Annotated in this window: 16 protein-coding genes; 11 read left to right on the forward strand and 5 right to left on the reverse strand. The window is 68.6% G+C overall.

What is annotated here, in order from left to right:
- Positions 1–4 precede the first annotated feature (4 nt).
- Together IG75_RS0124335 and IG75_RS0124340 are read left to right on the forward strand one after the other, a co-directional pair.
- Complete coding sequence (locus IG75_RS0124335) at positions 5–637, forward strand: NADPH-dependent FMN reductase (RefSeq protein ID WP_051714868.1); 633 nt, start codon at positions 5–7, stop codon at positions 635–637.
- Positions 603–1070: a YybH family protein gene (locus IG75_RS0124340; protein ID WP_030525968.1), complete on the forward strand. Its 468-nt coding sequence runs from the start codon at positions 603–605 to the stop codon at positions 1068–1070. Before IG75_RS0124335 ends, IG75_RS0124340 begins: the two co-directional genes overlap by 35 nt.
- Here IG75_RS0124340 and IG75_RS0124345 read toward each other — a convergent pair.
- Positions 961–2061, reverse strand: coding sequence for an EamA family transporter (locus IG75_RS0124345; RefSeq protein ID WP_081877056.1), 1101 nt, complete (start codon positions 2059–2061; stop codon positions 961–963). The genes IG75_RS0124340 and IG75_RS0124345 overlap by 110 nt on opposite strands.
- Before the next feature lie 203 nt (positions 2062–2264).
- Complete coding sequence (locus IG75_RS0124350; RefSeq protein WP_245713264.1) at positions 2265–2909, reverse strand: formylglycine-generating enzyme family protein; 645 nt, start codon at positions 2907–2909, stop codon at positions 2265–2267.
- Between the two features lie 445 nt (positions 2910–3354).
- Between IG75_RS0124350 and IG75_RS0124355 the strand changes: the two genes are divergently transcribed.
- Both IG75_RS0124355 and IG75_RS0124360 read left to right on the forward strand, forming a co-directional pair.
- Positions 3355–4878 (forward strand): SulP family inorganic anion transporter, encoded by a 1524-nt coding sequence (locus tag IG75_RS0124355; RefSeq protein WP_030523270.1) that lies wholly within the window; start codon positions 3355–3357, stop codon positions 4876–4878.
- Between the two features lie 3 nt (positions 4879–4881).
- A complete protein-coding gene (locus tag IG75_RS0124360) occupies positions 4882–5295 on the forward strand; it encodes a MerR family transcriptional regulator (protein WP_030523269.1) in 414 nt (137 codons plus the stop codon).
- Between the two features lie 87 nt (positions 5296–5382).
- Here IG75_RS0124360 and IG75_RS0124365 read toward each other — a convergent pair whose 3' ends face one another.
- Positions 5383–6045, reverse strand: a complete 663-nt coding sequence (locus tag IG75_RS0124365; protein WP_030523268.1) for a TetR/AcrR family transcriptional regulator — start codon at positions 6043–6045, stop codon at positions 5383–5385.
- Between the two features lie 141 nt (positions 6046–6186).
- On the opposite strand from IG75_RS0124365, the gene IG75_RS0124370 reads away from it, so the two are divergent.
- The gene (locus tag IG75_RS0124370; RefSeq protein WP_030523267.1) at positions 6187–7086 is read left to right on the forward strand and encodes an alpha/beta hydrolase; all 900 of its coding nucleotides are present in this window, start codon (positions 6187–6189) and stop codon (positions 7084–7086) included.
- Here IG75_RS0124370 and IG75_RS0124375 read toward each other — a convergent pair.
- Positions 7037–7879, reverse strand: a complete 843-nt coding sequence (locus IG75_RS0124375) for a helix-turn-helix domain-containing protein (protein ID WP_063834184.1) — start codon at positions 7877–7879, stop codon at positions 7037–7039. The genes IG75_RS0124370 and IG75_RS0124375 overlap by 50 nt on opposite strands.
- Positions 7880–7992: 113 nt before the next feature.
- Between IG75_RS0124375 and IG75_RS0124380 the strand changes: the two genes are divergently transcribed.
- From IG75_RS0124380 to IG75_RS0124405, 6 genes are all read left to right on the forward strand, one after another.
- The gene (locus IG75_RS0124380) at positions 7993–8448 is read left to right on the forward strand and encodes an SRPBCC family protein (RefSeq protein ID WP_030523265.1); all 456 of its coding nucleotides are present in this window, start codon (positions 7993–7995) and stop codon (positions 8446–8448) included.
- Between the two features lie 123 nt (positions 8449–8571).
- Complete coding sequence (locus IG75_RS0124385; protein ID WP_030523264.1) at positions 8572–9573, forward strand: TIGR03617 family F420-dependent LLM class oxidoreductase; 1002 nt, start codon at positions 8572–8574, stop codon at positions 9571–9573.
- 97 nt (positions 9574–9670) lie between these two features.
- The gene (locus IG75_RS0124390; RefSeq protein ID WP_030523263.1) at positions 9671–10018 is read left to right on the forward strand and encodes a DUF1330 domain-containing protein; all 348 of its coding nucleotides are present in this window, start codon (positions 9671–9673) and stop codon (positions 10016–10018) included.
- Between the two features lie 164 nt (positions 10019–10182).
- Positions 10183–11064 carry a helix-turn-helix domain-containing protein gene (locus tag IG75_RS0124395; protein ID WP_030525725.1) on the forward strand — a complete coding sequence of 294 codons (882 nt, stop codon included), beginning with the start codon at positions 10183–10185 and terminating at the stop codon, positions 11062–11064.
- Entirely contained in the window at positions 11061–11267 is a 207-nt protein-coding gene (locus tag IG75_RS0124400; protein ID WP_030525726.1) for a DUF397 domain-containing protein, read from the forward strand. Before IG75_RS0124395 ends, IG75_RS0124400 begins: the two co-directional genes overlap by 4 nt.
- Positions 11268–11356: 89 nt before the next feature.
- Positions 11357–11878, forward strand: coding sequence for a P-loop nucleotide/nucleoside kinase family protein (locus tag IG75_RS0124405; RefSeq protein WP_030525727.1), 522 nt, complete (start codon positions 11357–11359; stop codon positions 11876–11878).
- 144 nt (positions 11879–12022) lie between these two features.
- Here the strand turns inward: IG75_RS0124405 and IG75_RS0124410 are convergent.
- Positions 12023–12245 (reverse strand): hypothetical protein (locus tag IG75_RS0124410; protein ID WP_030525971.1); only part of this gene is annotated, 223 nt, incomplete at its 5' end.

Consider the following 12245-nt stretch of genomic DNA (forward strand, 5'->3'; position numbering starts at 1 on the left):
GACAATGATCAGAATCGGCATCATTCTCGGCAGTACCCGGCCCAACCGCAACGGCCCACAGGTCGCCCGGTGGGTTCTGGACACGGCAGCACAGCGTGGCGACGCCGAGTTCGAACTGATCGATCTGCGCGACCACCCGCTACCGCATCTGGACGAGCCCGTGGCGCCGATGTTCGGTCCGTCGGTCCACGCGCATACCCGCGCCTGGGCCGAACGAATCGCCCCGTTCGACGGTTTCGTGGTGGTGACCCCGGAGTACAACGGCGGCCCACCCGGAGTACTGAAGAACGCGATCGACCACCTGTGCGCGGAGTGGGCGGACAAGGCGATCGGATTCGTCTCCTACGGGGCGGGCGGCGGAGCTCGTGCGGTGGTGCAACTCCGAGCGGTCTGCAGCACGCTGGGCATGGCCGATGTGAGCCATCAGGTCGTGATCTCCCTGCACACCGATTTCGAGAACTTCACCACCTTCACACCGCGCGACCACCACGCCGCCGCCCTGGGCACGCTGCTGGATCAGGTTCTCGCCTGGAGCACCGCCCTGGCGCCGCTACGCCGGCCCGCCCTCGATACTCCGAACATCGACCCGGAAGGAATTGATCATGACGACTCCGCACGACTCTCGGTCACACGCTGACCGCATCGAGGCCGACGAGGCCGCGATCCACCGGCAACTCGACAAGGTGATCGACGGACTCCGGGCCGGAGATCTCGAGGCGCTGCGGCAGCTGTACACCTCCGATGTCGTGTCCTTCGATGTCGAGCCACCGCTCCAGCACGTCGGGACCGCGGCGAAGCTGGCGAACTGGGCGAGGGTGTTCCAGCTCCTCGACAATGTGACCTACGAGATTCGCGATCCGGCCTTCACCATCGGCGACGATGTCGCGTTCGGGCATGCCTTCGCTCGTCTCGGCGGCACCTTGAAGACCGGGGCGGCGATGAGCGGCATGTGGGTGCGGGTCACGTTCGGGCTGCGGAAGATCGACGGCACCTGGTTGATCGCACACGACCAGGTGTCGGTGCCGCTCGATATCGCCAGCGGCAAAGGCGTGGTCGACCTCGAGCCCTGAGGGGTCGCCCGGCAGCGTGGGGCGGGAGGGGCCGGCGCACGCTGCGCCGGCCCCGCACTCCCGGAACCGTCCCGGGCCCGGCCAGTTGCACCAGTATCGCGCCGGTGAGCACGATCGCCGCCCCGGCCAGCTGCGCCGGCCCGAGCGCTTGGCCCAGCAGCAGCCAGGCCAGCGCGGCGGCGACCACCGGTTCCAGCAGTGCCAGCACACCGGCCAGGGCCACGGGGAGGTCGCGCAGCGCCCACAGCCCCGTCAGGTAGGGCAGCACGGTACCGGCCACGGCCAGCGCGAGCAGCACCGACCACACCGGCACCCGCAGACCGCCCAGTACCGCGACGGCGGTGAGCGAATCCGACGGCAGCGTCCACGGCGGAGCGATCACTGCCACCAGGACCGCGCCGATCACGAGCCCGACCGCGGTGAGTCCCGCCGGGTCGTGCCTGCGCGCACCGTGCTCACCGAGCAGGAAGTACCCGGCCGAGCAGAGCGCCGCACCCAACCCGGCCGCCACGCCGAGCAGATCCAGCCCGGTGTCCTGCCAGACCTGGGCGACCAGAACAGATCCCGCCGAGGCCAGGGCGATCCCCACCCACACCAGCCGCGGCAGCCGGGTGCCCCGCACCACCCGAACCCAAAGCGCGACCAGCGCCGGAGCCACGCTGACCAGCACCATCGCCACGCCCACCGGAATCCGGGCCACCGCCACGAAGAACAGCAACTGCACCCCGCCGACACCGAGCAGCCCATAGCCGAGCAGCAACCAGAGGTCGGCGCGGCCGAATCGCAACGCCCCCGGCCGCAGCACCGCGACCACCGGCACCAGCAGTGCCGCGGCCGACGCGAGCCGCACCGAGGTCACCGCCGCCGGAGACCAGCCTGTCGTCATCACCGCCGCGGCCAGCGGACCCGAACTCGCGAACAGCACCCACGAGAGCGAGCTCAGCGCGGTCGCCCGGGCCCGGTCCGGCGCCGCCTTCTCCGTTACGGCCACGCCGACAGTGTGCCGGAGCGGTCACCGCCCCGACGACAGGATTTTCGGCTGTATGCGCTCGGGTCGCGGAGGTGAGGCCGGGCTCGGCGAAAGGCCGCCGACCGCCACGGCAGCCGGCCGGGATCCCGGATTGCGAGCCGGTGCGGCCGCGGAAGGCCAGTTCGTTGCGGCGAGTTCGCCTGTCGCTCGAGCCGATCGGCAGATCATCGTGACGCCGACCGCGCGACACGGAACCCGATATCGTCGAGCCGGACCGTGGGATGACTACGGCGGCGGACCGAGGCGCGGCAGCTCCAGTGTTCGTCGAACCAGCCGCCGCCGCGAAGCACCCGGTAGCTGCCGTAGACCTCCGGGTCGTAGAGGTCCCAGCACCATTCCCAGACCGTGCCGAGCATGTCGTAGAGCCCCCACGCGTTGGGCCGCCGGGTCCCCACCTCGGGCAGTCGGTCTTCGGAGTTCCCCCGATACCGGGCAATATCGTCGAGTCGGCCGTAGCGCGGGCCGGTGGTGCCCGCGCGGCACGCGTGTTCCCACTCCGCCTCGGTCGGCAGCCGATATCCGTCGGCCGACGCGACCCGGGTGACCTCGTCGTCGGCGCCGAGGCGGTACGCCGGTGTCAGATCGTCATGTTCGGACAGGGCGTTGCAGAACAGAACCGCCTCGTTCCAGGAGATACTGTCGGCGGGCCGCCGATCTCCCGGGTTCCCGCCCGGACGACCGGTGACCTGCGCGTACTGCGATCGGGTGACCGGAACGGCCCCCAGCCGGTACGGACCGACTTCCACCGACCAACTGCGTTGCGTCCGCCGATCCGACAACTTCACCTGCCCCGGCGGGATATCGACCAGTTCGATCCCTCCCACGTGCGCATCCACTCGGTCGAACCTACCTGTCCGACAGCGGCTTGCCGCGGGCGCCACAGCGGGTGACGCTCCCGGCTGTGCGGTCGTCGACGTCGAGCAACCCTGCCCGTCCCGAGGTTCTCCCTCGTCGACCGAGTCCCTCGGTTGCTCCTCGGGCGGGTGGGCAATCGGGACCTGAACGTGGCGGAGTGAGACCCTCCCCACCTTCTTTCCCATGAGCTTGCAACTCTCCCCTGACGGGAGGGTAGATTCGTCCCGGATCGAACACGTATCGATCGCCGGCGGGTGCGGCAGTGTGGCCGCCCGGTGGTCCGGCGCGGTCGCTCGGCCGACCGCCACCTCCCCTTGTCTTTCGTTGTTCCGGCCGGTGAGCTCGTGGCTCGTCCGGCGGCGCCGGTGTGCGCACCTGATTCTGGACGGAGTCTCTGCCATGGTTTCCACGGCCGACCGGCCCGCGGTGGTCGAGGGTTCGGTGCGGGCGGCGTTGCGCAGCCCGAAACGACTGCGGATCGAGGTGCTGGCCGGGCTGGTGGTCGCACTGGCCTTGATTCCGGAGGCGATTTCGTTCTCCATCATCGCCGGCGTCGATCCGCGGGTCGGGTTGTTCGCGTCGTTCACCATGGCGGTCACCATCGCCGTCGTGGGCGGGCGCCGCGCCATGATCTCCGCGGCCACGGGTGCGGTCGCGCTGGTCGTCGCGCCCGTGGTGCGCGAGCACGGCCTCGACTATCTGGTCGCCACGGTGCTGCTGGCGGGGGTGCTGCAGATCCTGCTGAGCGTGATCGGTGTGGCGAAGCTGATGCGGTTCATCCCGCGCAGTGTGATGGTCGGCTTCGTCAACGCGCTCGCGATCCTGATCTTCATCGCCCAGCTGCCGCACCTGTTCGGGGTGCCGTGGTTGGTGTATCCGATGGTCGCCGCCGGGCTGGCGGTGATCGTATTGCTGCCGAAGCTGACCACCGCGGTTCCGGCGCCGCTGGTGGCCATCGTGGCGCTGACGGCGGTGACGTTGGTTTTCACGCTGAATGTGCCCGCTGTCGGGGACGAAGGCGAACTGCCGTCGAGCCTGCCGGCGTTCTTCGTCCCGGATGTTCCGTTCACCCTGGACACTCTCGGGATCATCGCGCCGTATGCGCTGGCGATGGCTCTGGTCGGACTGCTGGAGTCGTTGATGACCGCCGAACTCGTGGACGACATCACCGACACCCGCTCCGACAAGACCCGCGAAGGCTGGGGTCAGGGCGTGGCCAACCTGGTCACCGGGTTGTTCGGCGGTATGGGTGGCTGCGCGATGATCGGGCAGACCATGATCAATGTGAAGGTTTCCGGCGCCCGCACCCGTATCTCCACATTCCTGGCCGGGGTATTCCTGCTGATCCTGGTCGTGGGCCTGGGCGGGCTGGTCGCACGGATCCCCATGGCGGCGCTGGTCGCGGTGATGATCATGGTGTCGGTGGGCACCATGGACTGGCATTCCATCGCTCCGAAAACCCTGCGTCGCATGCCGATCGCGGAGACCACGGTGATGCTCGTCACCGTGGCGGTCACCGTCGCCACACACAACCTCGCCTACGGGGTGATCGCCGGCGTCCTGGTCGCGATGATCGCCTTCGCCCACCGCGTCGCGCATTTCACCCAGGTCACCGCCTTCAACGACCCGCGGATCGGCGAGGACGGTGTGCTGGAGGGGCGCCGGGTGTACAAGGTGCGCGGAGAATTGTTCTTCGCCTCCAGCAACGACCTGGTCCACCGGTTCGACTACGCCACCGACCCGGACCATATCGTCATCGATATGTCCGAAACCCATATCTGGGACGCCTCCACCGTCGCCACCCTGGACGCGATCACCACCAAATACGCCGCCAAGGGCAAGACCGTGGAGATCGTCGGCCTCAACCCGGCATCCGAAGCCCGCCACGGCCGCCTCTCCGGTCACCTGGCCGGAGCGCACTGACCGATGAGCGAACCGGGCGCGGACGGGTTCCTGCAGATCGGCCAGGTCGCGGAGCGCACCGAGTTGTCGATCAAAACGATCCGTCATTACGAGGAGGTCAGGCTGGTCATCCCGTCGGCGCGGTCGGCCGGCGGGTTCCGTCTTTATACCGGCGCCGATGTCGACCGGTTGCTGATCATCCGCCGCATGAAACCCCTCGGGTTCAGCCTGGCGGAGATGAAACAGCTTCTCGATGCCTTCGACGCCCTCGACGACCCCACCACCGGCAGCGCGCAACGCGACCGGGCCCGCGAGTTCCTCCGGCAGTGCCGCGAGCGGACCCGTGACAGCGCCGAGCGGCTCCGCCGCCATCTCGCCTACGCCGCCGAGTTCGACTCACTGCTCGCCGACCACGCCGAACCCTCCTCGCGGGCCTGATCGCCCGGGCGGGTGTCACCACGGCGGTTCGGCGGTGTCGCGGTGGGCGGGCCGCGGGACCGCGGTGCGGCGAAGGGGCCGGGCGCCCTACGGGTCCGGCCGGGATGGTGAGCGGGGATGACCGCGGGGGTCATCGGTATCTCCCTGGGGCGAACCCGGAATGCCGTGTTTCATCAGCGGCACGATGGTCGTGCGGACGAAGGCGCGCGCTTGTTCCGGATCGGTGAAATCGGTGCCGCCGCTGTTACCCGGGGTGAGCATCAGCGAATGGGCGAGGCGGGCGACCAGTTCGGCGACCGGGCGGGGGTCGTAGCGGTCGATCAGGCCGGCGTTCTGGGCGTGGGTGAGCATGCCGGAGATGTAGTCGATACCGAGACCGACCAGGTGTTCGCCCTGCACGGTGTAGAAACTGAGCGCTTCGTCCGGCGCGACCCGCAGCAGGTGGGTGACCAACCGGTGGATGCGGGTCTGCAGCAGGACGTGCAGCGTGGTCTCCTCGATCTGGGCGTCGACGCCGTCGGCGGCGGCGGCGATCGCGGTGACCTCGGCCAGCATCCGGCGGGTTTCGCGTTCGATCACCGCTTCGACGAGATTGTCCTTACCCGCGAATCTGCGGTGGATGGTGATCCGGTTGATCCCGGCGCGGCGCGCGATGTCCTCCAGGCTGGAGCGGCGGATCCCGAGTTGCAGGATCCGGTCGAGCGCGGCGTCCATGATCTTTTCGTCGACCTCGTCATAGCCCTCCGTCACGTAACGAGGATACGAATGCCGTTTCATGGTGTGAACGGCGCCGGAGGATCGACTCGGTGGCAGGCGGTGCGGAGCGGGCGGTTGCCTGCCGTCCGGGGTGGGTAAGAACCCGTCGACCGCCTACACCGATCTCGGGGGAACATGTCCGAACCCATCCGCACTCCAGAAAGCGATACCGCCGCACCGACATTCGTATTCGTGCACGGACTGGCGAGCAACAGCTTCTTCTGGACCCCGGTGATCCGTGAGCTCGCATTGCTCGGCCACCGCAGCCTTCCCGTGGACCTGCCCGGACACGGTCTCGACGCCCGGATACCGCTGTCCTACCAGGCCCCGCAGGACCTCGCCGCATTCACTGCCGCCCCGTCGCCGATGGCCGGGATCACCGTCGAGGACAACGTCGCCCATGTGGTCGACGTGGTGCGCACGGTGCGGCGGCACGGCCCTGTCGTCCTGGTCGGCGCCAGTCTCGGCGGTGTCACCATCGGCCTGGTCGCCAACGAGATCCCCGACGCCATCCACCGGCTGGTCTATCTCTCCGCGTTCTGCCCGTCCACCGCCGCGGCGCCCAGCGCCATGGCCCTGGCCCAGACCCCGGAGGCCACCCGGGACGTCCCCGTCGCCGACCCGGACCACTCGCTGTTCCTCGGCTTGGACGCGGTGCCCCCGGGCGTCATTCGTTTCAACCTGCGCTCGGCCGATCACGAAGCCCTCGAGGACTTCCGGCGGATCAACATGCCCGAGGCCACGCTGGACCAGACCCTGGCTGTGATCAACTTCGGCATGCAGCCCGAGGAGGGCGCGCACACCCAATTCGCCGACGCCCGGGTCCACGCCGAGACCTGGGGCCGCGTACCCCGCAGCTATATCCGTCTCACCCGGGACAACGTCCTGTCCCCGGCCCTGGTTACGAAGATGATCGACGACGCCGACCGCCTCACGCCGGACAACAGGTTCGATGTCCACACGCTGTCGGCCGGGCACGTCGGTGTCATCCTCCGGGCCCGCGAACTGGCCGCTGTCCTGGACCGTCTCGCCTGAGTTCGGACAGCTGTGGTGTGGCCGGTGCCGCGAGGAGCCGGCGCAATGCCACCGGGGTGTGGCCGAGATGCGCGCGGACGGTGCGGGTCAGATGCGCCTGGTCGGCGAAACCGAGGTGCGCGGCGAGATCGGCGAGCCCGGTGTCGCCGTCGGTGAGCCGGTCCAGGGCGCGGCCGACGCGTACGCGGTTGCGGTAGCGGGTCAGCGATAATCCCATGTGCCGGGAGAACACCCGGCTCAGCCGGTACGGCGAGACCTTCAGCAGGGCGGCCAGCGCCGGCAACCCGTCCGCCTCCGGTGCGCCGTCGAGGATCGCCGCGCGGGCCGCGGCGACCAGCGCCCGGTCGGTCTGCCGCGGCCGGGGGCCCGACTGTCCGGCGGCGAGCGCGACGAGCCGTAACAGTTCCTCGGCCAGCGCGTAGCCGATATCGCCGGCACCGGCGGCGGCGAGCAGTCGCCGGTGTGCGAGCTCGATACGAGCGTCGACATACACCGTTCCCGTGTGCACCGGGCTCTCCCAGAGCTCGGGCGCGAGCGTCACCGTGGTGCAGATGTCGCCGCCGGCGGGATGGGCGAACCGTTCCTCCTCGCCCGGCGCGCCCAGGTAGCCGACCGTCGGATCCAGGTCGGTGGAGCCCCCGCCGGACTGTCGCCGGAACCGGCCGCGACGCACGAGTACCAGGCGATGGTCGTCGCGCGTCTCCGGCTCCGACCAGCGGGTGTGATCGGAGCGGCAGGTCACCGCGGTGACGGCGAACTCGGGCCGGGCAGCGAGGGGCTCAGCGGACAGCACTCGCGGACCGTACGCCGAGGCTACGACAAGTAGCGCCGCGCAAAAAATCTTCAAGACCCCGGAACGGTCCGGAATGAATGCTGAGCGCGTACGCAACACACCAGGAGGACCCCATGGCATCCATTCACAAGGAATTCGTCGTCGACGCCACGCCCGAGCAGGTGTGGGAGGTACTCGGTGATTTCGGCGCGGTGCACGAGCGCCTCGCCCCCGGTTTCGTCACCGGCACCCGGCTGGACGCCGATACCCGGACCGTCACCTTCGCCGACGGCACAATCGTCACCGAACGGCTCGTCGATCTCGACCCGGTGCGCAAACGAGTCGCCTACACCGTCGTCGGTGGCAACCTGCATCCGTCCCATCACCACGCCTCCATGCAGGCGCTACCGGACACGGGCGGCAGGACACTGTTCGTATGGCACACCGACGTCCTCCCGGATGACCTCGCCGCGCCGATATCGGAATTCGTCGAACAGGGCTCGGCTGTGATGCGCCGGGCACTGGCGGGGCCGGTTCCACTCGCAACAGGCGGATCCGCGGCCGGAGGTGCCGACCGGCCAGGAGGGTAATGGCGAAACGAGGTGGAGAGGCGTACAGGTCTGTCCACCTCGGCCACTTCCGTTCGGCCACAATGCCGGATCGGACCGGGCCGACCCCTGTTCGAGACCGCCCGGGTGTACTTGGATGAACTGATGCTGCTCGATCTCCAGTTGGACGCCCGCCCGGACCGCAGCGCCGAACGCGCCCGGACCCTCGTCGACGCCGGCGCGGCGGGGCTGTTCACTTTCGAAGGTCCCCACGATGTGATGCTCCCCTTGGCCGCTGTGGCCGGCCGGGTGGACGCCGACCTGATGACCAATGTCGCGATCGCCATGCCGCGCAGCCCGATGCACCTCGCGCATGCCGCATGGGACCTGCAACTGATGTCGGGTGGACGGTTCCGGCTCGGCCTCGGTTCGCAGATCCGCCCCCATATCGAGAAGCGCTACGGCGCCACCTGGTCCGCCCCGGCGGCCCGGATGCGCGAGATCGTGCTGGCGGTGCGCACGATCCTGCACGCCTGGCAGGACGGCGCGCCGTTGGATTTCCGCGGCGAGCACACCCGGCACACTCTCATGCCGAGCACCTTCGTCCCCGGTCCCAACCCGTACGGCCCCCCACCGGTACTGCTCGGTGCGCTCGGCCCGCTGATGACCCGGACCGCCGCGGAGGTCGCGGACGGACTGCTGGTGATGCCCTTCCACAGCCATCGCCATTTCCGGGAGCGCACACTGCCCGCCGTGGCGGAAGGTATGAAGCAGGCGGGCCGCACCGAATTCCCCCTCTACCCCCAGGTGATCGTGGCGATGGGCAGGTCGGCGGCGGAACTCGCGGCGGCCTCGACCGGGGTACGCGGCCTGCTGGCCTTCTACAGTTCGACCCCGGCATACCGGCCGGTGCTCGAGGTCGAGGGGTGGGAACAGTTGCAACCGGAACTCAACGCCCTCTCCAAAACCGGCAACATCATGACCATGTTCGACCGGATCTCCGACCATATGGTCGACACCCTCGCCGTCCGCGGCACCCCACAGGACTGCGCCGCCGAGATCCTCCGGCGCTTCGGCGAATTCGCCGACCGCGTGTGCTGCTACTTCCCCGGATACGACCCGCCCGCCGAGCAGATCGCCGCCCTCGCCGCCGCATTGCGGCGATAACCCCGCAGGTAGTCCATCCGTTTACCTCCGAGGTAATCGTGCCGCGGTCGCCCCGCCGTCATGATCGGTACATCGAACCGATCGAGAGGACGACATAATGCCCGCCTACGCCATCGCCCACCTGCAGCCGGCCGATCCGCACCCCGAGATCGCCGAGTACATGGAGCGCATCACCGCCACCCTCGAACCCTTCGGCGGCCGGTTCCTCGTCCATGCCGCCCAGCACGAGGTGAAGGAAGGCCGCTGGCCCGGTTTCGTGGTGATGATCGGTTTCCCGGGGATCGACGAGGCCCGGGCCTGGTGGGATTCGCCCGCCTACCGGGAAATCGCGCCGCTGCGCTCGCGGCATATCGACGGCGACCTGATTCTGGTAGATGGCGTCGCCCGCGGCTACGACCCGGCCACCACCGCTGCGGCCATGCGGGAGACCATAGCCGCCGGGTGACCGGGACCTCCCCCACCCGCCCGCCCCCGCACGAGCCCGCCCGCGCCCCAGGACGACCTGAGGCCCGAACCCGCGAGAAAACCGAAAACCGGCGTGCCGCCGGCGGACTACGAGTATGCATATCTCGCGATTCGGAGCTCTCATCCAGCCAAAAGGGGACGGTTTTGACTGATAGGGACAGCAGTATCACCAGACGGCAGCTCGGCCGATATCTGCGCGAAGCACGAGAAGCGATCGGCCTGACCATGGCCGAAGCGGCGGCGCTCATGGAGTGGGGCAAGAGCAGCCTGCAACGCATCGAAACGGGGCAGAACCAGCGTATCCGCATCCGGGATCTGGACGGGTTGATCGAGATCTACGAGATCGACGAGGACAAGGCGGCGGGGTTGCGGGGACTGGCCCAGCAAGCGGCGGAGAAGTCGTGGTGGCACGAATACGGTGGTGTCATCCCCGATAATTTCAGTGTCTACATGGGGATGGAGTCCGGAGCTCGTCGGATCGTCAGCTACCAACCCGACCTGGTGCCCGGTCTGCTCCAGACCAGTGACTACGCTCGCGTGCTCATCCGCAACGCCTTCCCCGACGACACCGAAGAGGAACTCACCAACCGCATCGAGCCCCGTGTGTTGCGCCAGCGGCTGGTCACCCGTAAGACGCGGCCCGTTCGGCTGGATGTGATCCTCTGCGAAACAGCGCTGTGCCGTGTGGTCGGCGGGCCGAAGACGATGGCGGCCCAGCTCATGCATCTGGCGGACGCGGGCACCCAGCCCGACGTCACGATTCGCCTGCTGCCCTTCTCCGCCGGGATGCCGACCGGCGACCAGGTCGGACCGTTCGTAATCCTGGAATTCGATGTGGACGGCCATGGCAGGCCGGTCGAACCGACCATCGTCTATGCCGAGAACTACACCAGCGATATGTACTCCGAAAAGCTCGGTATCGTCGAGCGGTACAAGCGAGCTTTCGCAACGCTGAACAAGGCGACCGTGGACGATGCAGCCACCCGAATGGCGTTGCGGAACAAGGCAAGGGAGTACCGAGCGTGAACGTGGATCTGGCCGGGGCGAAATGGTTCAAGAGCAGTCGCAGCGGAGGCGCCAAGGAGTGTGTGGAGGTGGCATTCCTCGACGGCGGGCGTGTCGGCGTCCGTGATTCCAAGAACCCCGCCGGACCGGCTCTGGTTTTCACCGCCGCCGAGTGGGACGCCTTCACCGGTGGCACCCGGGGTGGTCGTGCCGATCGCGGCTAGCTCGATCGGCACGGTGGCAGCTGTGCGGGCGGTCCGGTATCTGCGCCCGTCCGGACCGCTGCTCGGAGGCGCCCCCTAGGATCGGTCGTATGGCAGCCGGGTCTCCTCGTCTGGTGGTGTTCGCCGGTCTCCCGGGATGCGGAAAGACCACCCTGGCACGGGGTCTCGCGGACGAGCTCGGTGCGACATTCCTGCGTATCGATACCTTCGAGGCGGCGATCGTATCGACATTGACGCCGTTCGAGAACAATCCTGTCGGTTACGTCGCGGCGGCCTGGGTGGCCGAGGACCAGCTACTGGGTGGGCGGACCGTGGTCGTCGACGCGTGCAACAACCTTCGGAAGGCCAGAACGATGTGGCGCGACCTGGCGCTCGGATCGAAGGTTCCGCTGCACTGGGTGGAGGTGATCTGCTCGGACGCGGCCGAACATCGCCGCCGGGTGGAGTCCCGCACACCCGATCGGCCGGGGCAGGGCAACCCGACCTGGGCTCAGGTGCGGGCCCGGCGCTGGGAGCCGTTCACCGAACCGCGCATCCTGATCGACAACACGGGCAGCGCGGCAGCGCATGTGGCCACGATCCGCGCCGCACTTCCCGGTGAAGGACCGTAGCCGCGGGCCGGAACGACGGCGGAACGGCGCATACCGACCTCGTTCCGACATCCTGCTCCCGAGCGCCGGCGCGGATCGCGTTATTTCGGTCGGAGCCACCGTGCAGCCGCGCGCTGCGCACCCGGCGCGCGGCTGCCGAGGCCCTCAGCTCGTGAGTTCGTCGATCGAAGGTGATTCGTCCCTGGACAGCGTGATTCCGAGGTTTGTCGTCCTGCGCTCGAGCTCGTCGTCGTCCCCGTGCCCCAGATCGATGGCCGCGCCGTCGGCCGACAGCACCTCGACATTGAGGCACAGGGACTGGAGTTCCTTGAGCAGAACCTTGAACGATTCCGGGATGCCCGGCTCCGGAATGTTCTCGCCCTTGACG

This window comes from Nocardia rhamnosiphila NBRC 108938, from assembly GCF_000720425.1.
GTDB classification, from domain to species: Bacteria; Actinomycetota; Actinomycetes; order Mycobacteriales; family Mycobacteriaceae; genus Nocardia; species Nocardia rhamnosiphila.

What these genes read in the sequence shown, in the direction of transcription:
- IG75_RS0124390 (WP_030523263.1), top strand. Translation starts at nt 9,671, where the DNA reads ATGCCCGCCTACGCCATCGCCCACCTGCAGCCGGCCGATCCGCACCCC.
- IG75_RS0124370 (WP_030523267.1), top strand. Translation starts at nt 6,187, where the DNA reads ATGTCCGAACCCATCCGCACTCCAGAAAGCGATACCGCCGCACCGACA.
- IG75_RS0124385 (WP_030523264.1), top strand. Translation starts at nt 8,572, where the DNA reads ATGCTGCTCGATCTCCAGTTGGACGCCCGCCCGGACCGCAGCGCCGAA.
- IG75_RS0124360 (WP_030523269.1), top strand. Translation starts at nt 4,882, where the DNA reads ATGAGCGAACCGGGCGCGGACGGGTTCCTGCAGATCGGCCAGGTCGCG.
- IG75_RS0124340 (WP_030525968.1), top strand. Translation starts at nt 603, where the DNA reads ATGACGACTCCGCACGACTCTCGGTCACACGCTGACCGCATCGAGGCC.
- IG75_RS0124335 (WP_051714868.1), top strand. Translation starts at nt 5, where the DNA reads ATGATCAGAATCGGCATCATTCTCGGCAGTACCCGGCCCAACCGCAAC.
- IG75_RS0124380 (WP_030523265.1), top strand. Translation starts at nt 7,993, where the DNA reads ATGGCATCCATTCACAAGGAATTCGTCGTCGACGCCACGCCCGAGCAG.
- IG75_RS0124355 (WP_030523270.1), top strand. Translation starts at nt 3,355, where the DNA reads ATGGTTTCCACGGCCGACCGGCCCGCGGTGGTCGAGGGTTCGGTGCGG.
- IG75_RS0124405 (WP_030525727.1), top strand. Translation starts at nt 11,357, where the DNA reads ATGGCAGCCGGGTCTCCTCGTCTGGTGGTGTTCGCCGGTCTCCCGGGA.